Annotated in this window: 16 protein-coding genes; 9 read left to right on the plus strand and 7 right to left on the minus strand. The window is 73.6% G+C overall.

The features are described 5' to 3' along the window. Positions 1-20: 20 nt before the first annotated feature. A complete protein-coding gene (locus AB0O53_RS03165; protein ID WP_365192949.1) occupies positions 21-1,793 on the minus strand; it encodes a S8 family peptidase in 1,773 nt (590 codons plus the stop codon). Positions 1,794-2,071: 278 nt separating this feature from the next. Beyond that, entirely contained in the window at positions 2,072-3,466 is a 1,395-nt protein-coding gene (locus AB0O53_RS03170) for a cation:dicarboxylate symporter family transporter (protein WP_350989347.1), read from the minus strand. Between the two features lie 105 nt (positions 3,467-3,571). Between AB0O53_RS03170 and AB0O53_RS03175 the strand changes: the two genes are divergently transcribed. Both AB0O53_RS03175 and AB0O53_RS03180 read left to right on the plus strand, forming a co-directional pair. Next, positions 3,572-5,224 carry a sensor histidine kinase gene (locus tag AB0O53_RS03175; protein WP_350989348.1) on the plus strand — a complete coding sequence of 551 codons (1,653 nt, stop codon included), beginning with the start codon at positions 3,572-3,574 and terminating at the stop codon, positions 5,222-5,224. Positions 5,225-5,235: 11 nt separating this feature from the next. Next, positions 5,236-5,937: a response regulator gene (locus AB0O53_RS03180; protein ID WP_350989350.1), complete on the plus strand. Its 702-nt coding sequence runs from the start codon at positions 5,236-5,238 to the stop codon at positions 5,935-5,937. Here AB0O53_RS03180 and melC2 read toward each other — a convergent pair. The 3 genes from melC2 to AB0O53_RS03195 form a co-directional block, all read right to left on the minus strand. Next, complete coding sequence (gene melC2 / locus AB0O53_RS03185; protein ID WP_350989352.1) at positions 5,895-6,740, minus strand: tyrosinase MelC2; 846 nt, start codon at positions 6,738-6,740, stop codon at positions 5,895-5,897. The two genes, AB0O53_RS03180 and melC2, sit on opposite strands and share 43 nt — an antisense overlap. Next, positions 6,737-7,129 carry an apotyrosinase chaperone MelC1 gene (gene melC1, locus AB0O53_RS03190; RefSeq protein ID WP_350989354.1) on the minus strand — a complete coding sequence of 131 codons (393 nt, stop codon included), beginning with the start codon at positions 7,127-7,129 and terminating at the stop codon, positions 6,737-6,739. The genes melC2 and melC1 overlap by 4 nt, the downstream gene beginning before the upstream one ends. Before the next feature lie 232 nt (positions 7,130-7,361). Continuing rightward, positions 7,362-8,579: an erythromycin esterase family protein gene (locus tag AB0O53_RS03195; protein WP_365192952.1), complete on the minus strand. Its 1,218-nt coding sequence runs from the start codon at positions 8,577-8,579 to the stop codon at positions 7,362-7,364. 58 nt (positions 8,580-8,637) lie between these two features. Here AB0O53_RS03195 and AB0O53_RS03200 point away from each other — a divergent pair, with 58 nt between their 5' ends. From AB0O53_RS03200 to AB0O53_RS03225, 6 genes are all read left to right on the plus strand, one after another. Further along, the gene (locus AB0O53_RS03200) at positions 8,638-9,354 is read left to right on the plus strand and encodes a TioE family transcriptional regulator (RefSeq protein WP_350989358.1); all 717 of its coding nucleotides are present in this window, start codon (positions 8,638-8,640) and stop codon (positions 9,352-9,354) included. 102 nt (positions 9,355-9,456) lie between these two features. Next, positions 9,457-10,140, plus strand: a complete 684-nt coding sequence (locus AB0O53_RS03205) for an ArsR/SmtB family transcription factor (protein WP_365192954.1) — start codon at positions 9,457-9,459, stop codon at positions 10,138-10,140. Next, a complete protein-coding gene (locus AB0O53_RS03210) occupies positions 10,137-11,510 on the plus strand; it encodes an MFS transporter (RefSeq protein ID WP_365192956.1) in 1,374 nt (457 codons plus the stop codon). The genes AB0O53_RS03205 and AB0O53_RS03210 overlap by 4 nt, the downstream gene beginning before the upstream one ends. A gap of 26 nt (positions 11,511-11,536) precedes the next feature. Then, entirely contained in the window at positions 11,537-12,928 is a 1,392-nt protein-coding gene (gene gad / locus AB0O53_RS03215) for a glutamate decarboxylase (protein ID WP_365192958.1), read from the plus strand. A gap of 9 nt (positions 12,929-12,937) precedes the next feature. After that, the gene (locus AB0O53_RS03220; RefSeq protein WP_365192960.1) at positions 12,938-13,756 is read left to right on the plus strand and encodes a class I SAM-dependent methyltransferase; all 819 of its coding nucleotides are present in this window, start codon (positions 12,938-12,940) and stop codon (positions 13,754-13,756) included. Between the two features lie 121 nt (positions 13,757-13,877). Then, complete coding sequence (locus tag AB0O53_RS03225; RefSeq protein ID WP_350989368.1) at positions 13,878-14,786, plus strand: NAD-dependent epimerase/dehydratase family protein; 909 nt, start codon at positions 13,878-13,880, stop codon at positions 14,784-14,786. Positions 14,787-14,826: 40 nt separating this feature from the next. On the opposite strand, the gene AB0O53_RS03230 is transcribed toward AB0O53_RS03225, so the two are convergent. Both AB0O53_RS03230 and AB0O53_RS03235 read right to left on the minus strand, forming a co-directional pair. After that, positions 14,827-16,488 carry a sigma-70 family RNA polymerase sigma factor gene (locus tag AB0O53_RS03230; protein WP_365192962.1) on the minus strand — a complete coding sequence of 554 codons (1,662 nt, stop codon included), beginning with the start codon at positions 16,486-16,488 and terminating at the stop codon, positions 14,827-14,829. A gap of 124 nt (positions 16,489-16,612) precedes the next feature. Beyond that, complete coding sequence (locus AB0O53_RS03235) at positions 16,613-17,407, minus strand: IclR family transcriptional regulator (protein ID WP_365192964.1); 795 nt, start codon at positions 17,405-17,407, stop codon at positions 16,613-16,615. A gap of 90 nt (positions 17,408-17,497) precedes the next feature. On the opposite strand from AB0O53_RS03235, the gene AB0O53_RS03240 reads away from it, so the two are divergent. Beyond that, positions 17,498-18,178: a bifunctional 4-hydroxy-2-oxoglutarate aldolase/2-dehydro-3-deoxy-phosphogluconate aldolase gene (locus AB0O53_RS03240; RefSeq protein ID WP_350989374.1), complete on the plus strand. Its 681-nt coding sequence runs from the start codon at positions 17,498-17,500 to the stop codon at positions 18,176-18,178. Positions 18,179-18,218 lie beyond the last annotated feature (40 nt).

Raw genomic sequence — 18,218 nt, forward strand, 5'->3', positions numbered from 1 at the left:
CCTAGCCGGTCACCGGAACCTCAGAAGGTGAGGTTCCAGGAGTCGATCCTGCCGGTGTCGCCGCCGGCGTTGTCGTTGACCCGGAGCTTCCAGGTGCCGTTCGCGACCTCGGAGGAGGCGTTGACGGTGTAGACCTGGTTGATGTTGTCGGTGCTGCCGCCCGAGCGGTTGTGCACCGTGTAGACGCTGCCGTCCGGGGCGACCAGGTCGACCTTGAGGTCACCGATGTAGGTGTGGACGATGTTCACGCCGACCTTGAGGGTGGCCGGGGCGTTGCCGGTCACGCCGCTGACGGTGAGCGAGCTCTCCACGGTGGTGTTGTCACCGATGGCGACGTCCGCGGTGTTCTCGAAGTACTTGCCGGGCGGCGGGGTGCTGCCGACCGCCTTCAGGGCGTCGACCTGGCCCTCGCCGAAGAAGCCGTTCTTCGCCGTGGTGCCCTTGCAGCGGCTGTCCGACGGGCAGGCGACGTCGTTGGCCTGGGTGGCCAGCTTGTCGCGCAGCTGCGCCGGGGTGATGCCCGGGTTGGTGCTGACCAGCAGCGCCGCCACACCGGCGACGTGCGGGGAGGCCATCGAGGTACCGCTCATGGAGCCGTACTTGCCGCCCGGCAGGGTGCTGTAGATGCCGGTGGTGTCCCCGCCGGGGGCCGTGACGTCGACGACGTTCAGGCCGTAGTTGGAGTACGAGGCCTTCGCGGTGGTGCCCATCGCCGAGACCGTGACCACGCCCGGGAGCTCGGTCGGGATGTCCAGGCAGGCGTTGGTGATGGTGCGGGTGACCGGCGTCGAGTCGTTCGGGCTCTCGGTGTCGGTCGTCTTGTTGGCCAGGTCGAGGTTGGAGTTGCCGGCCGCCGCGACCTGCAGCGAGCCCTTGCCCTCCGCGTACTCCTGGGCGCGCTTGACGCCCTCGATGATCGCGGCCTGGTCGGCGTTGTCCGGGCAGTTGAACTGCCACGGGTCGGTGTAGTAGCTGTTGTTGGTGACCTTGAAGCCGTGGTCACCGGCCCACATGAAGCCGCAGACGGTGTTCTCGGCGAAGAACAGCGAGGAGTTCGGCTCGGCGATGCGCACCGAGGAGATCTTCACGCCCGGGGCCACGCCGATGACGCCCTTGCCGTTCTTGGCGGCGGCGACCGTACCGGCCACGTGCGTGCCGTGGGTGCCGACGTCGCGCCAGGCGCCCGTACGGGTGTCCGGCTTGCCGTACGCGCAGGACGCGGAGTCCGCGGCGTTGAAGTTCGGGGCCAGGTCCTGGTGCTGGTCGTCCACACCGGTGTCCAGGATGCCGACCTTGACGGACGCGGAGCCCGTGGTGACGGCCCAGGCCTGGTCGGCCTTGATCTGGGTCATGTCGGCGCGGACCGGCTCGCCCGAAGGCGTCGTGGACTGCGCCGGGTTGGCGGGCAGCGCCGGGTTGTAGGCGTCCGCCGGCACGTCCGAGGTGCGGGTGGCGCCGACCTGCTGGACCCCGCTGACGCCGCGCATGGTGGCGGCGAAGGAGGCCGACGCGGAGTGGGCGGTGATGACGCCGATCGCGTCGTAGTACTGGAAGACCGTTCCCCCGTTGGCGGTGACCGCGTTGCGGACCGCCGTGGTGTCACCGGGGGCGGTGATCACGAGGTAGGCGCGGGTGCCGGCAACCCAGGTCGCACTCTGGGAAGACGGGGCCGCGGCCTGGGGCGCCGCCGCGGGAGCGGAGGCGGCGGAGCCGGACGGAGAGACCGGAGCGGTGCCGGCGAGCGCGGCGGGAGCCCCGAAGGCCAGGGCCGCGCCGAGGGTGGCGGCCAGCACGAGGGTACGCCGAGGTCGGCTGGATATGTGGGGTATCAATGCGTCCTCCGTTGACCCGGTGGTCAGGCCGGGCCGTACGAAACAAGTGGTGGACGCAAGATGTCATGCACGCGGCCGGTTGCGGAAGTACCTTTTACAGCACCGGGGTTCGTTTATCGGTGGCCGAATACCGACTATGGGTACAAGTGCGGAGAATGCGGTGGGCCGGCCGGGCTGGGCACCGTGGGGGCGAGCCCTGCCCGGCCGGCCCGTGGGGGCGGACCGTCCGGGGGAGGGGCCTAGACGGGTACGCCGTCCTTGGGGGTGCGTGCCGGGACCGGCGCGGCGGTCGCGTCCGGGGCCGCCTCCGGGGCCGTGTCCGGTTCTGCCCCTTCCGTACCGTGTCCGTCGTCGACCAGCGTCTTCTCGTCGAACGGCAGTCGTCCCGCGAGGACTTCGGCGGCCCGCTCGCGGTCGAACTCCTTCGTCCACGTCCCGATGAGCACCGTCGCGACCGCGTTGCCCGCGAAGTTCGTCAGGGCCCGGGCCTCGCTCATGAAGCGGTCGATGCCCACGATCAGGCCGACTCCGTCGACGAGTTCGGGCCGGTGCGACTGGAGGCCGCCCGCGAGGGTGGCCAGACCCGCGCCGGTCACCCCGGCCGCGCCCTTCGAGGCGATGATCATGAACAGCAGCAGGGAGATCTGCTCGCCCAGGGCCAGCGGCGTGCCCATCGCCTCGGCGACGAACAGCGAGGACATCGTCAGGTAGATCGCGGTCCCGTCCAGGTTGAAGGAGTAACCGGTCGGCACCGTGATGCCGGTGACCGGCCGCGAGACCCCCAGGTGCTCCATCTTCGCGATCAGCCGCGGCAGCGCCGACTCCGAGGAGGAGGTCGAGAGGATCAGCAGGAACTCCCGGCCGAGGTAGCGCAGCAGGGCGAAGACGCTCACGCCCGTGCACACGCGCAGCAGCGTGCCCAGCACCAGGAAGACGAAGAGCAGACAGGTCGTGTAGAAGCCGATCATGATCACGGCGAGTGACTTCAGCGCGTCGATGCCGGTCGCGCCGACCACCGCGGCGATCGCCCCGAAGGCGCCCACGGGAGCCGCCCACATGATCATCGCGAGGACCCGGAACACCAGCTTCTGCACGTGCCCGATGCCCCGCAGCACGGGCTCGCCCGCCGCACCCATGGCCTGGAGCGCGAAACCGCACAGCAGCGCCACCAGCAGGGTCTGGAGCACCTCACCGCCGGTGAAGGCGGAGACCAGCGTGGTCGGGATGATCCCGAGCAGGAACTCCGGGGTGCTCTCGGCCCCGCCCGCCTTGGCCTGCGCCTCGCCGGCGCTGCGCGCCGCCTCGGTCAGCTGCAGCCCGCTGCCCGGCTCCAGGAGATTGCCGACCAGCAGGCCGATGGCCAGCGCCACGGTGGACATGACCATGAAGTAGCCGAGGGCCAGTCCGCCCACGGCGCCGACCTTGGCGGCCTTGCGGACCGAGCCGATGCCCAGCACGATCGTGCAGAAGATCACGGGCGAGATCATCATCTTGATGAGGTTCACGAAGCCCGTGCCGAGGGGTTTGAGCTCCACGGCCACGCCGGGTGCGGCGAACCCGACCACGATGCCGAGCAGCACCGCGGCGATCACCGCGATGTAGAGATAGTGCGTTCTGTCGCGCCTGGCGGCCACGATGCCTCCTGGTGGTGAAGTCGTCCGGGGAGACCATCGCCCAGGGCTGTGACCCCGGTCACCCTTGCGTTCATTGAGTTCACGACCCGGTGCACACTGAGCGCCATGTTCCGCTTCCCTCGTCCGCCGCGCAGCCTCGCCGGCCAGCTCTTCGCCATGCAGGTCCTGCTGGTCGCCGTGGTCGTCGCGGGCTGCGCCGTCTTCGCCTACGCCACCGCCCGGGGCCAGGCCGAGGAGGCCGCCGCGCGCCAGGCCGGGGCCGTGGCCCGCGCGGTCGCGGACTCACCCTCCGTACACGAGGCCGTACGGGGAGCGGCGCGCGGGAACGACCCGTCGGCCGAGCTCCAGCCCTACGCGCAGAAGGTCCGCGTGGACTCCGGGGTCGACTTCGTGACGATCATGGCGCCCGACGGCAGGCGCTGGACGCATCCCGACCCGCGCCGGATCGGCGAGCCCTTCCTGGGCAACACCGCCCCGGCCCTGCGCGGCGAGACCTTCAGCGAGACCTACACCGGCACCCTCGGCCCCTCCATCCGCGTGGTCACCCCGCTGGAGGACGACGGCCGGATCGTCGGCCTCGTCAGCGCGGGCATCACCGTCCGCGCCATCAGCGACCGGCTCGGCGCGCAGCTCGCCGCGCTCGTCTGGGTCGCGGGAGGCGCGCTCGCCCTGGGCGGTGCGGGCACGTACGTCGTCAACGCGCGCCTGCGCCGCCACACTCATGGCATGAACGCGGCCGAGCTCAGCCGGATGTACGACTACCACCAGGCGGCCCTGCACGGGGTGCGCGAGGGGCTGCTCATGCTCGACGGGCAGCGCAGGATCACCCTGATCAACGACGCCGGCCGCGAGCTGCTCGGCCTGCCGGGGGACGTCACCGGCACCGGGGCCGCCGACCTCGGGCTGCCGGCCCCCCTCACCGGTGTGCTGCTCGCCGACCGGCCCCGGGTGGACGAGGTGCACCTGACGGCGGACCGGGTGCTCGTCGTCAACAGCTCGCCGGTCGCCGGCGGCGGCCGCCGCGGCACCGTCGTCACCCTGCGCGACCACACGGAACTGCAGTCGCTGACCGGAGAGCTGGACCACGAACGGGGCTTCACGCAGGCGCTGCGCTCCCAGGCCCACGAGGCGGCCAACCGGCTGCACACCGTGGTCTCCCTCATCGAGCTCGGCCGTGCGCAGGAGGCGGTGGACTTCGCCACCGCCGAGCTGGAACTGGCCCAGGCCCTCACCGACGAGGTGGTCTCCGCCGTGGGGGAGCCGGTCCTCGTCGCGCTGCTGCTGGGCAAGGCCGCCCAGGCGCACGAACGGGGCGTCGAGCTCGTCGTCACAGCCGACAGCCGCAGCCTCGCCGACCTGGGCGGACTGCCGCCCGCCCGCGACCTCGTCACGGTGCTGGGCAACCTCATAGACAACGCCGTCGACGCGGTGACGGCCGTCCCCGGAGCGCGGATCGCGGTCACCCTGCGGCCCGAGCGCGACGAGCTGCTGCTGCGGGTCGCCGACAACGGGCCCGGTCTGCCCGAAGGCGTGGACGTGTTCCGCCGGGGCTGGTCGGGCAAGGGGGAGGGGCGCGGGCTCGGCCTCGCACTCGTCGCCCAGGTCGCGCAGCGCTACGGCGGCGCGGTGGTCGCCGCGCAGGGACCCGGAGGCGGCGCGGAGTTCACCGTACGGCTGCCCACGGCGCCCGACCGGGCCGCGGACCGGGCCGCCGGCCCGTCCGCCGACCGGACCCCGGCCGCGGGCGGCCCGCAGTGAGTGGGCCCGCAGTGAGCGGGACCGGGGTGCGCGTGCTGGTGGTCGAGGACGACCAGGTCGCCGCCGACGCGCACGCGCTCTACGTCGACCGGGTGCCCGGCTTCACGGCCGTCGGCGCCGTCCACTCGCTCGCCGAGGCCACCCGGGTGCTGGAGCGCACCCGGGTCGACCTGCTGCTGCTCGACCTCGGCCTGCCCGACGGCCACGGCCTGCGCTTCGCACGCGGACTGCGGGCCGCCGGGCATCCCGTCGACGTGATCGTGGTGACGTCCGCCCGGGACCTGGCCGTGGTCCGCGAGAGCGTTTCGCTCGGCGTGGTCCAGTATGTCCTCAAGCCCTTCGCCTTTCCCACCTTGCGCGAACGGCTCCTGCGCTACGCCGAGTTCCGCCAGGCGGCGGGCGAGGCGGCCGGCCAGGACGACGTCGACCGGGCGATGGCGGCCCTGCGCGCGCCCCGCCCGGCCGAGCTCCCCAAGGGGCTGAGCGCGCCGACCCTGGACCGGGTCGCGGCCCTGCTGCGGGCCGCGACCGAGGGGCTGACCGCGGCGGGGGCGGCCGAGGCGGCCGGGATCTCGCGGATCACCGCCCGCCGCTACCTGGAGCACCTGGTGGACACCGGCCGTGCGGACCGCACGCCCCGGTACGGCCAGGTCGGCCGCCCCGAACTGCACTACCGCTGGTTGGCGGCGACCGGTTCGGTGTCGAACGTGTAGAACTTCCGGTGGTCGAGCATGTCCGCCGGGGTCACGTTGTTCCACGGCCGCATGGTGTCGCCCAGGTCCACCACGTTCGTCGTGCCCGCGGCGGGCAGGTACGTGGACTGCGGGTGCTTGGCCTGCCAGTCCGCCCACAGCTTGTCGATGAAGGCGTGGTGCATCCAGAACACCGGGTCGTTGGGGGAGACCCCGGAGGACATCTGTCCGCCGACCCACACGTGCACCCGGTTGTGCAGGTTGGCGCCGCGCCAGCCCTCCAGGTGGTTGCGGAAGCCGTTGGAGGAGCTGTTCCAGGGGGCCATGTCGTAGACCGGCATGGCGAGTACGGAGTCCACCTCCGCCCGCGTCGGCAGCTGGGCGACGCCGGTGCCGAGGGCGCGCCGCAGGTACGGGCGGCCGTCGACGCGGACGTCTACGTTCCAGCGGCCCGTCGAGTAGGCGAAGGGGCCGTCGATGACCTGCCCGTCACGGGCCCGCCCGGTGCCGCCGAGGAAGTCGGGGGCCCACAGGGAGGAGCGGGTGGTGCGGTCGACGGTCCAGTCCCAGTAGGGGAGCGCGACGCTCGCGTCCACTTTCTGCAGCGCCTCCTCGAACTCCAGGAGGAAGCGGCGGTGCCAGGGCAGGAAGGAGGGGGAGCGGTGGCCGACGCGGTCGCCCGAGTCGGTGTCGCTCATGATGAAGCCGTTGTGGGTGGTGACGAAGCGGTCGTAGCTGCCGTTGCGCTTGAGCTCCAGCAGCGCCGAGGTGAAGGCGCGCTTCTCGTCGGGGGTCAGCGTGGCCTGGTTCTTGCGGACGGTCATGCCGCACCTCCGAAGGGGACGAGGGGGGCGCCCTGGAGGTCGCGGACGGCGGCGCGGGCGAGGAGCTTGGGCTCGGTGAACGTCTCGTAGTGGTTGATCACGCTGATCCAGCTGCCGTCGGCGTTGCGCATGATGTGGAGTTCTCTGCCGTCTATCCGGACGGTGGGTTGGCCGGGTGAGTGGTGGCCGCCGTGGTGGCCTCCGCCGCCCGTGGTGATCTGGATGCGGCGGCCCTGGTAGACCTCGTCGACCGTGCCCGGGGGTGTGGGTGCGGCGGCGGGGGTCGCGGCGGCGCTCGTGGCGACGCTCGTTGCTGCGGCGGTCAGGCCGAGGACGGTGAGTGCACCGGCAGTTGTCCCCAGAGCCTGACGGCGGGTGATCTTGTTCATGCCCGAAGAGGTATCAGCGCTCGGGAGGGCCTTGGCTGGTATCCGGACATCGGCGGATAAGTTGCCGGTAGAACAAGTTGGATGATCTTCCCGTCCGGCCCGGCTCCAGAGGGCCGGACGGGAAGATCTGCGGGATTGAGTCTACTGGACAGTAATTTCTGCTGGAGAACGGGGGTCGTATGAGCGGTGTCACACTGCAGAGTCGGCCGGAAGCGGAGTGTCAGGGGGGCGGTCAGATGGACGCGGCCCGGCCCTGCGGGATGTCTTTGATGAACACGAGCCCGTCGGTCGCCGTCAAGTGGGCCGGCTCGAACGGGAAGTAGCCGAACCAGGCGGACGCCCGGGGCGAGGCGAGGGCGCCGGCCAGCGCCGCGCCGAGGGCGGGCGAGTCCACCACGCAGACGTCGTCCGGGAGCGCGTACAGCAGTCCTTCCAGCGTGCCCGGCTGCGGGGACTCCACTCCCCGGTGCCGGATCGTGCCGAGGGCCGTCGCGAAGAAGGCGTAGCTACCGCCCAGGCGCGCGCTCACGATCGAGCCCGCGCCCCACCACTCCACGCGCCGGCCCCCCATCTGCATGGAACTCACGTCCCGCTGCAGGTGGCTGTTGTGGGCGTGGACCAGGGTGGGGCCGCGCTCGGCGAGGGCCAGGAGGTTGTCGGCCATCATCAGGTCCCGTACGCCGGTCAGCCGCGCCATGCGGCCGGGGGAGGGGTCGGCCATCCCGTGGTGGTAGCGCAGCAGGCCGGTGGCGGTGCGCCCGTACAGGCGGGCCCGCTCCCACTCCTCCCGGGAGGTCGCCGTGATCAGGTGCGGCGTCTGCGCGTCGAGCAGGGCCGCGAGTTCGTCGGCGAGCAGCCGCAGTTCCGCAGCCTCGGCGGACCGGCCCGCCGACCGGGCCGGGTCCGTCATCGCGGCGGGCTCGGTCCACCGCTCGTCGGCTCCGAGCAGGCGGTCGAGCGTCCGGACCGTGCAGGGGAGCAGTCCGGCGTCGAGGTGGCGGGCGAGGTAGCCGTGCAGCGAGGTCAGGGCCTCGCGGGGGCTCGCGGCTCCGGTCCACTCCAGCGGGCCGTCGATGCCGGCGAAGCGGAGCCGATCGGACGCGGACCGGCCCTCGTTGAACGCCCGCACCCAGCGCACGAGTTCGCGGTTGGAGGCGGAATCGCCCAGGTCGTGGCTGAACCCGCGCGCCATGACCTCGTCGAGGCTGCCCGCGCCGGAGGTGACGTACGCGTCGACGCGCAGCGCCGCCAGGCAGTCGCTCTCGATCGCGATCGTCCGGTAGCCCTCCTCCTCGACGAGCTGCCGGAAGAGTTCGTTGCGCACGTCGAGCAGCGCGTCCTCGCCGTGGGTGGGCTCGCCCAGCGCGAGCACCCGCGGCCGGGCCGCGAGCAGCCCCATGACGGCAGCGGCGTCGACGGCGTGCACGGTGTCCTGGATGTCAGTGGCCATGCCTTCAACGCTATCGTTGAAGCTCCGGTTGAAACTTTTCCGCTATACCGTGGGCAGCATGGGGAGAAACCTTAAAAGCGGTGAGAAGCTGCGGCCGGTCGACCTGGCGCGCGGCCACGGCCTGTCCACGCAGGCGATCAGGAACTACGAGGAGGCCGGCGCCCTTCCGGCCGCCGACCGCACGCCCCACGGCTACCGCACCTACACCCGGCTGCACGCGCGCGCCCTGGACGCCTTCCTCGCCCTCGTGCCCGGCCACGGCCACCAGGCGGCGACGGCGATCATGCGGGCGGTGAACGAGGGCGCGGTCGACGAGGCGCTCCGCCTCGTCGACGAGGGCCACGCCCAGCTGCTGGAGGACCGGCGGACCCTCCGAGCCGTGGAGAACGCCCTGCGCGACCTGGTGCCCGTCCGGGACGCGCCCGCGTCCGGCGACACCTTCATCGGTCCGCTCGCGCGGCAACTCGGCATCCGCCCCGCGACCCTGCGCGCATGGGAGCGGGCCGGGCTCGTCCGGCCGCGCCGCGATCCGCTGACCGGCTACCGGGTCTACGACGGAGCCGCCGTTCGGGACGCCCGCCTGACCCACCAGCTCCGGCGGGGCGGCTATCCGCCGGCGCAGATCGCACCCCTGCTCGCGGAGGTCCGTTCGGCCGGCGGCCTGGAGCCGCTGGAGGCGGCGCTGGGCACCTGGCGCGACCGCCTGTCATCCCGCGGCCGCTCCCTGCTGGCCGGCGCCGCCGGGCTGGACGCGTACCTCCGCACCGACCACTGAGAGTTGACGTCCCATCAGAGAATGTGGCGCCGGCGGACTCTGCAAAAAACTTTCTGCAAAAATACTTCTGGAAAGGGTGCCGGCCGCTCTACGCTCCCCCTCATGCCCAGCGAAGATCAAAAGCGCGTACTCGATCCCGAACAGGACGCGGCGGCACTCAAGGCCCTCACGCACCCCCTGCGCATCCGGCTGCTCGGGATGCTCCGGGCGGACGGCCCGGCCACCGCCAGCGAACTGGCGGTCAGCACGGGGGAGTCGTCCGCTTCCACCAGCTACCACCTGCGGGTCCTGGCCAAGTACGCGTTCGTCGCCGAGGCCGAGCACCGCGACGGCCGGGAGCGCCGCTGGCGGGCGGTGCACGCCCTGACCTCCTGGAGCAACAGGGCCATGGAGGCCACGCCCGGCAGCCGCGCCTACGTCAACCTCTCCCGCCGGGTGCAGATCCAGCGACTGGAGGAGTGCCTGGCCCGGTACGAAGCCGACATCGCCGACGGCCGGCTGGGCCCGGAATGGGTGGAGCCCTCCGGGATCAGCGACCTGATGCCCAGGCTGACCCCCGAGTCCCTCGCCGAGCTCCGGGAGACGTTCGCCCGGAGGCTGGAGGAGCTGACCGCGCGTGACGCGGGCGACCCGCGCGCGGTGCAGGTCGTCCTGCTCACCGCCGGCCTGCCGCTGGCTCCGCGCCCGGCCGCGTCCGCACCGGACGCCGCCGCCCCGCTCGACGGCGACGGCGACGGCAACGGCGCGGACGCAGGCGCAGGCTCGGCAGTGGAGGGCGCGTCGTGAACGGCATACCGGAGCCGTCCGCCGCGCGCCGACGCTACGTCACGGTCTGCGTCCTGTTCTGGCTGCCGATCGGGCTGACCATCGCCCCGCTGATCCTGCTGCTCACCGAGCGCGGGATGACCCTGGCGGCCGTCGCCGGATGCTTCGCCGCGCACTCCCTCACCGCCGCCGCGCTGGAACTGCCCACCGGTGGCCTGTCCGACGTCCTCGGGCGCCGCGCCGTCCTGGCCGCCGCGGGCGTCGCCAACCTGGCCGCACTCCTCCTCGTGGCCCTGGGCACCGCCCCCTGGCAGCTCGGACTCGGCATGGCCCTGATGGGCGCGGGGCGCGCCCTGTCCAGCGGGCCGGCCGAGGCCTGGTACGTCGACACCGTCCACGCCCGGTCCGGACCCGGCGCCGACCTGCGCACCGGCCTGGCCCGCGGCGCCTCGGCGACCTCCGCCGCGCTCGCGGGCGGCACCCTGCTCGGCGGCGCCCTGCCCTGGCTGCTCGGACTCGGGCCGGACCTCGGCGACCGGCTGAGCGGGGCGACCTCCGGGCTGGTACTGCCCCTGTCCGTCCCGCTGCTGCTGGGGGCGGCGGTCGTGGTCGGCTTCGTCCTGTACGCGCTGACGGCCCTGCCCGAGCCGCCCCGGCCGCCGGCGACCCTGCGCGGCGTGCTCCGCGGGATCCCGGCCACCGTGGGGAGCGGGCTGCGCCTCGGCGGCCGCGACGCGCTGGTCCGCCGGGTGCTCCTCAGCGCGGCGGGCGCCGGCAGTGCGCTGGCCGTGGTCGAACTGCTCACCCCGGGCCGCACCGCGGCCCTGACGGGTGCTCCGGAGTCGGGTGCGGTGCTCTTCGCCCTGCTGGCCTGTGCCGGGTTCGCCTGTTCCGCCGTCGGCAGCCACCTCGCCCCCCTCGCCGCCAGGCTCGCGGGCGGTGGAGAGCGCGCGGTCCTGATCGGACTCGGCGCCGCCGCCGGCGGCCTGTTCCTGCTGGGCGCCACGGCGGCGGCCGGCGGGGTGGGCCCGGCGGTCCTGGCCGCCACCGGCTTCGGGCTGGTCTACCTGGGCCGCGGCGCGGCGGGCCCGAACGAGAACGAGCTGATGCACCGCCGGGTCGGAGCGTCGGGGCGGGCCACGGCCCTGTCCGTCCAGTCCCTCGCCCTGCAACTGTCGGCCGCCCTCACCGGTTCCGTCGCGAGCCTCCTCCCGCCGGGCCCGCTGCCCTGGCTGCTGGGAGGCGCCGCCCTCCTGGCCGCGGCCCTCCTGTGGTCGGGCCTGTGGTCGGGCCTGCGGCCCGGCCGCGGCGGCCGGCGGTCACCGGGGGCTCCGTCCGGCGGCGACCGCCGGACCCCGCCCCGCGTCGATGCCCGTTCTGCCGGTGAATGATAAGTTTCGTCACTTATAGTCCCGATATGGCTCTGCATGAGACGAAGGACGCATCCGACCAGGACGCCGACACGGACGTGTTCGCGTCCACGTTGAGCGGCCAGATCCTCCCCAAGTACCGGATCCCGGAGGAGCACTCGCCCACCGAGGTCGTGTACGAGCTCCTGCGCAACGAGCTCCTGCTCGACGGCAACGCCGCCCAGAACCTCGCGACCTTCTGCACCACCTGGTCGGACGAGGGCGTGCACCGCCTGATGAACGTCTGTCTCGACAAGAACATGATCGACAAGGACGAGTACCCGCAGACCGCCGAGATCGAGTCCCGGTGCGTCAACATCCTGGCCGACCTGTGGAACGCCCCCGCGGGCACCACCGCGACCGGATGCTCCACCACCGGCTCCAGCGAGGCCGCCATGCTCGGCGGGCTCGCCCTCAAGTGGCGCTGGCGCGAGCGCCGCCGCGCCGAAGGGCTCCCCACGGACCGCCCGAACCTCGTCTGCGGGCCGGTCCAGATCTGCTGGGACAAGTTCGCCCGCTACTTCGACGTCGAACTGCGCCAGGTCCCGCTGGAGCCCGGCGCCACCGGCCTGCAGCCCCACCAGCTCGCCCAGTACGTCGACGAGAACACCATCGGCGTCGTCGCCATCCTCGGCGTCACCTACACCTGCGACTACGAGCCCGTCGCCGAACTCGCCGCCGAACTCGACCGGATCCAGGCCGAGCACGGGTGGGACATCCCCATCCACGTCGACGGCGCCAGCGGCGGCTTCGTCGCGCCCTTCCTCCACCCCGACGTGGTGTGGGACTTCAGGCTGCCGCGCGTCGCCTCGGTCAACACCTCCGGCCACAAGTACGGGCTCGCGCCCCTCGGCGTCGGCTGGATCATCTGGCGCTCCGCCGACCTGCTGCCCGCCGACCTCGTGTTCAAGGTGGACTACCTGGGCGGCGACATGCCGACCTTCGCCCTCAACTTCTCCCGCCCCGGCGGGGAGATCGTCGCCCAGTACTACCTGTTCCTGCGCCTCGGGCGGGGCGGCTACACCCGCGTCCAGCAGGCCTGCGCCGACACCGCCCAGTACCTGGCGCGGCAGATCGCCGACATGGGCCCCTTCACGCTCCTCTACGACGGCGAGGGAGCCCTGCCCGCCGTCTCCTACACGCTCACCGACCCGGCCTCCTCCCCCTTCACCCTCTACGACCTCTCCGACCGGCTGCGCATGCGCGGCTGGCAGGTGCCCTCGTACCCCCTGCCCGCCAACCGCGACGACACCGTCATCCAGCGCGTACTGGTCCGCCACGGCGTGACCCGCGACCAGATCGCCCTGCTCGTCGAGGACCTGCGCCGGGCCGTGGAACACCTCACGGCCTCGCCCCCGCCCGTACCGGCCGCCGAGCCCCGGTCCGGCTTCCACCACTAGCCGCGCCGGATGCGGGAGGGAGGCCCGTCCGACGTCTGGGCGGAGGGCGACGCCTACGAGCGGTACATGGGACGGTGGAGCCGCCGGGTCGCCGAGGTGTTCGTGGCACGGCTCGGCGAACCGGCCGGACTGTGCTGGCTGGACGTCGGCTGCGGCACCGGGGCACTGACCGGGGCCGTCGCATCCCGGTGCCGGCCGCGCACCGTACTGGGGCTGGACCGGTCCGGGGAGTTCGTGCGTGCGGCCCGGTCCGCCGCCGTGCCCGGGCCCGCCCGTTTCGCCGTGGCCGACGCGTCGGCGCTGCCGCTGCGCGACGCCGTGTGCGACGCGGTCGTCAGCGGGCTCGCCCTCAACTTCCTCGAACCGCCCGGGACGGCCGTCGCCGAGGCCGCCCGGGTGGTCCGGCCGGGCGGCCTCGTCGCCGCGTACGTCTGGGACTACGCCGACGGCATGGCCCTCCTGCGCCGCTTCTGGGACGCCGCGACCGCCCTCGATCCGGCCGCCGCGGCACTCGACGAGGGCCGCCGGTTCACGCTGTGCCGGCCCGGCCCGCTGCGCGGCCTCTGGAGCGGTGCCGGGCTGGTCGACGTGACGGTCGCCCCCATCGAGGTGCCCACGGTCTTCGGCCGCTTCGAGGACCTGTGGGAGCCGTTCCTCTCCGGCCAGGGGCCGGCGCCCGGCTACGTCGCGACCCTCACCCCCGGGGCCCGTGATCGGCTGCGCGGGCGGCTCGCCGCGAGCCTCCCCGTCCGCCCCGACGGCTCGGTCGCCCTCGCCGCCCGCGCATGGGCGGCCCGGGGCAGGCGCCCGGCCGGCGCGGAGCGATGACGTACGGGAGTGACGCGGGGAAAGGGAGGAGCACGGGGAACGGGAGTGATGCGGGGGAGAGACGTGACGCGGGTCACGCGCCCGGGTGTCACATCCGCCGCCGGCCGCCGGTCCTGAGGGTATGACCGACACCAAGAACGTACTGCTGGCCGGGGCGAGCGGAGTCCTGGGACGCCACATCACCGCCGCGCTCACCCGCGCCGGCCACACCGTGACCGGCCTCGGCCGCGGCGCGGACGCCGATGTGCGGGCCGACCTGATGGACCGTGACGGGCTGCTGCGCGCGGTCGAGGGCCTGCGGATCGACACGGTGGTGCACGCCGCGACCGCCCTGCGCGACGCCCCGATGAGACACCGGGACATGTACGCCACCGACGACCTGCGGCTCATCGGGACCGGGCACCTGATGGAGGCCGCCCGCGAACTCGGTGCCCGGCGCGTCATCGCCGAATCGATGGTCTTCGGGTACGGCTACCGCGACTTCGGCCGGCATGTGGTCACCGAGGCCGGGGACCCGTTCGGACCGGCCGGAGACCGTGCGGTGGACCGGCACGTGGAGGCCATGCGGGTCAAGGAGCAACTCGTCCTGGGCGCCGGGGACATCGAGGGGATCGCCCTGCGGTTCGGCCTGTTCTACGGGGCCGGCGGCACCGACGCCCTCGTGGAGCTGCTGCGCCGGCGCAAGCTCCCCGCGGTCGCCGACCACGGGCGGATCCTGCCCTGGGTCGACCTCGCGGACGCCGGCCGGGCCGTGGCGCTCGCCGTCGAGGGCGGCCGGGCCGGACAGGCCTACAACATCGTCGACGACACGCCGATGGGCTTCGGCGCGCACGTGAAGGCGGTCGCGGAGGCGTTCGCCGCTCCGAAGCCCCTGAACGCTCCGACCTGGCTGATGCGCGCCTACCCGTACGTCCACCGGATGGTCACGACGAACATGCGGGTGTCCAACGCCAGGGCGAAGGCGGAGCTGGGCTGGGCCCCGAGCCACCCGGACTGCGTCGCGGGACTGCGCGCGCTCGCCCGTGGCTGAGGCGGCCGGGGCTCCGGCCCGGCCGCCCGGCGGGCGCCTCCTACTTGGCGCCGAAGTTCTGCGTCCACCAGGGGCCGCCCGCGCCCTGGTGGACACCCACGCCGATGTCCTTGAAGGAGCAGTTGAGGATGTTCGCGCGGTGGCCCGGGCTCTTCATCCACGAGTCCATCACCGACTGCGCGTTCTGCTGGCCCCTGGCGATGTTCTCGCCGTACGTCGACCAGCGGTAGCCGGACGCCGTCGTGCGCTGCCCGGGGTCCTTGCCGTCCGGGTTGGTGTGGTCGAAGAAGCTCCGTGCGGCCATGTCGTCGGAGTGCCCCTGCGCCGCGGCCCGCAGCTGCGGGTCCTCCTTGAGGGGGCCGCAGCCGGCCGCCGCCCGCTCGGTGTTGACCAGCGCCACCACCTGGCCGGCGATGCCCGGCGGCGCGGGCGCCGGCTTGGGCGCCGAGGTGCGCGGGCTGGGCGAGGTGCTGCGGCTCTGCGTGGGGCTCGGGCTGGCCGACGGGCTCGCCGAGGCCGACACGGAGGGGGAGGGGGAGGCCGAGGCGGAGGGCGAGGGGGACGACGACGGGGAGGGGGCTCCGGCGGACTCCGTGGCCGAGAGCGCCGCCAGCGGCGCCGCGGACGCGCCCGCGTCCTCCTTCGCGCTGCCCGAACCGGGGAGTCCTCCGACGTAGACCAGGCCGCCGCCGGCGACGCAGGCGGCGACCACCGCGCCGCCGACCACCCGGCGCCGGCCCTGCCGGCGCTTGCGCAGGGCGCCCCGGCCGCCGGCACCCGTACTGGCCACCGGGGTGAGCTGCGTCGCGGCTTCGCCGAACCCGCCGTCGGGGCCGAACCCGCCGTCGGCGCCGTGCGCGCCGTTCACGGCGAGCGCGTCGTCCGCGAAGGCGGCTGGGGCGAAGCCGGCCGTTCCGGTCGTGCGCACCGCCTCCAGCAGGGCCGCCGAGACCGGGACGAGAGCCAGACCGGCCAGCAGCCCCTCGGCCGGGACCAGGCCGCTCCACAGCCCGGAGCACCGTACGCACTCACGCGCGTGACGGGCTATTCGCTTGCGCCACAGCGCCGACGGCTGACCGTCCCAGCCCGCCAGCACGGACCGCAGCTCCTCGCAGCCCGGCTGGGCGTCCAGGGCGCGCTCGACCACCCGCGCCGCCTCCAGCTGCGCCTTCATCCGCTGCACCCGGACCGCCGTGTGCTGGGGGGACAGCTCCAGGGCCGAGGCGACCTCCGCCCGGGTCAGCTCCCCGGCGCACTCCAGCCACCACAGGGACAGCAGCCCCCGGTCGTCGGGCTCCAGCCAGCGCGTCGCCCGGGCCGTCTCACGGCGCTGGCCCGACAGGTTGAGGCGTACGACGGTCAGGTCGACGAAGTCCGCGCCGGGGTCGGCCACGTCCCAGGCCGACTCCAGGGTGCTCTCGCCGAATCCGCTCTGCCGGGCCTGCCAGTGCGCCCGCACCCGGTTCATCGCGATGGCCACCAGCCAGGACCGGAAGGACTCGTCCGCGCGCAGGCCGCCCAGCCCGTCGAGGGCCCGCAGCATCGTGTCCTGCACCACGTCGTCCACGTCGCAGGAGCCGCCCAGGGCCCGCCCGACGATGTTGTAGACGAGCGGGAGGTGGGTGCCGACGAGCTCGTCCTGCGCGCGGGGATCGCCCGCGCGGGCCGCTGCCACCAGCGCTGCGGTGTGCTGAGTAGTCATGTGAGTGTCCCTGTCCGTACCGGCGGTCGATGATGCCCGATACATGGGAGACCGCCGACGGGGGCCTCGATAACAGTTAATCGGAAGAATTTTCCCGGAGGCCAATTCCGGGCACCCACCGGGGTCACAGAAGGGGAGCAAGCGCCTCCGCGGCGGCGCGCAGGGCGGGCGCGTACGACTCGATCTCCTCCCGGGGGACGAGGAAGGTGACGGTGGTGACGCTGACCCCGCCGACCGGCCGGCCCGACGGTCCGAGCACCGCCGCCCCGATGCAGCGGATGGTGGGCTCGTTCTCCTCGTCGTCGAGCGCGTAGCCGCGGGAGCGGACCGCCTCCAACTGCGCGTACAGGGCCTGCGGGGTGGTGAGGGTGTTCGGTGTCCGGCGCGGCAGTCCGGTGGCGGCGACGCGCTCGGCCACCTCCCCGGCGGGCAGGTGGGCCAGGACGGCCTTGCCGATGGCCGTCGTGTGGAGCGGCATCCGCAGGCCGACCCGGGAGGCCGTCCGGAAGGGCTGGTCGCCCTCCAGCTTGCGGATGTAGGTGATGGTCTCCCCGGTGTGCAGGGCGAGGTGGACCGTCTGTCCGGTGCTCCGCTGCAGTTCGCCGAGGATGCGCCCGATCCCGGCCGGCTGTCCGCCGTCGACCAGGGCGGACAGCGCGCGCAGCCGCGGCCCCACCCCGTAGCGGCTCTCGGGTTCCTGGCGGACGAAGCCCTGGTCGACCAGGGAGGCGAGGATGCGGAAAGCGCTCGACTTGGGCACGGCGGCGGCCGCCGCCACATCGGTCAGCCGGTGCGGGCCGCCCGGGGCCGCCACCGCCTCCAGGACGCGCAGGGACTTCTCCGCCGCCGAACCGGCGGCCGACGACCGGCCCGCGCGCACTCCGCCGGGGACGGGGTCTTCCTCGCCGTTCGTCGGCACGACAACTCCCTGAGTGTGTATGGTCTGGACCACATCGTTCCATCAAACGATACGCAGTTCCACTACGTGGAACAAGTGGGGAGGGTTCCCATGTCCAGCCACCCGTACGAGGTGCTGGCCGCCCAGCGGCTCCTTCCGGTGCTGCGCAACACCGGTGCCGACGAGGCCGTCCACGCCACCACCGCCCTGCTCGCCGCCGGCTGCCGCGCGGTGGAGCTGACCACCTCCACCCCCGGTTGGCCCGGGGCCGTCGCCCGTACGGCCGAACTGGCCGACTGCCACGGGCGGTCCGCCCTGATCGGCGTGGGGACGGTGACGACCGCCGCGCAGGCCCGGGCCGCCCTGGACGCGGGCGCCGCCTTCCTGGTCTCCCCGTACCCGGCGCCCGAGGTCCGCGAGGTCGCCGCGCGACGCGAAGCCGTCTTCATCGAGGGCGGATTCACCCCCGCCGAGATCGCCTCCGCCGTCCGGGCGGCCGGAGCGGCCAAGGTCTTCCCGGCCCATGTGGGCGGCCCGGGGTTCATCCGCTCCCTCCGCGCCGTCCTGCCGGACGCGGTGCTCGTCCCGGCCGGCGGCATCCGGCCCGGGGAGGTCCCCGACTGGATCGCCGCCGGAGCCACCGCCGTCGGCATCGGCAGCGGACTGCCGGCCGACCCGGACGCGCTCGCCGCCGTGTTCACCCGCTCCCGGGCGGTGGGGCCCGGCCGCGGGGTGCCCGGTCGCGGGGGACCGGCGGGCCGTGACGCCACGGCCCCGGGGCTCCGGCCGTGACCGGGCGGGTGACCGGGAGCCGGGGCGCGGGGGCTCCGGC

Origin of the sequence: Streptomyces erythrochromogenes (assembly GCF_040684695.1) — a bacterium.
GTDB lineage: Bacteria > Actinomycetota > Actinomycetes > Streptomycetales > Streptomycetaceae > Streptomyces > Streptomyces erythrochromogenes_C.

Bases quoted from the DNA above. Each gene is read 5' to 3' on its own strand.
- AB0O53_RS03175 (WP_350989348.1), top strand. From the start codon at position 3,572: ATGTTCCGCTTCCCTCGTCCGCCGCGCAGCCTCGCCGGCCAGCTCTTC.
- melC2 (WP_350989352.1), bottom strand. From the start codon at position 6,740: ATGACCGTCCGCAAGAACCAGGCCACGCTGACCCCCGACGAGAAGCGC.
- melC1 (WP_350989354.1), bottom strand. From the start codon at position 7,129: ATGAACAAGATCACCCGCCGTCAGGCTCTGGGGACAACTGCCGGTGCA.
- AB0O53_RS03195 (WP_365192952.1), bottom strand. From the start codon at position 8,579: ATGGCCACTGACATCCAGGACACCGTGCACGCCGTCGACGCCGCTGCC.
- AB0O53_RS03200 (WP_350989358.1), top strand. From the start codon at position 8,638: ATGGGGAGAAACCTTAAAAGCGGTGAGAAGCTGCGGCCGGTCGACCTG.
- AB0O53_RS03205 (WP_365192954.1), top strand. From the start codon at position 9,457: ATGCCCAGCGAAGATCAAAAGCGCGTACTCGATCCCGAACAGGACGCG.
- gad (WP_365192958.1), top strand. From the start codon at position 11,537: ATGGCTCTGCATGAGACGAAGGACGCATCCGACCAGGACGCCGACACG.
- AB0O53_RS03220 (WP_365192960.1), top strand. From the start codon at position 12,938: ATGCGGGAGGGAGGCCCGTCCGACGTCTGGGCGGAGGGCGACGCCTAC.
- AB0O53_RS03225 (WP_350989368.1), top strand. From the start codon at position 13,878: ATGACCGACACCAAGAACGTACTGCTGGCCGGGGCGAGCGGAGTCCTG.
- AB0O53_RS03230 (WP_365192962.1), bottom strand. From the start codon at position 16,488: ATGACTACTCAGCACACCGCAGCGCTGGTGGCAGCGGCCCGCGCGGGC.
- AB0O53_RS03240 (WP_350989374.1), top strand. From the start codon at position 17,498: ATGTCCAGCCACCCGTACGAGGTGCTGGCCGCCCAGCGGCTCCTTCCG.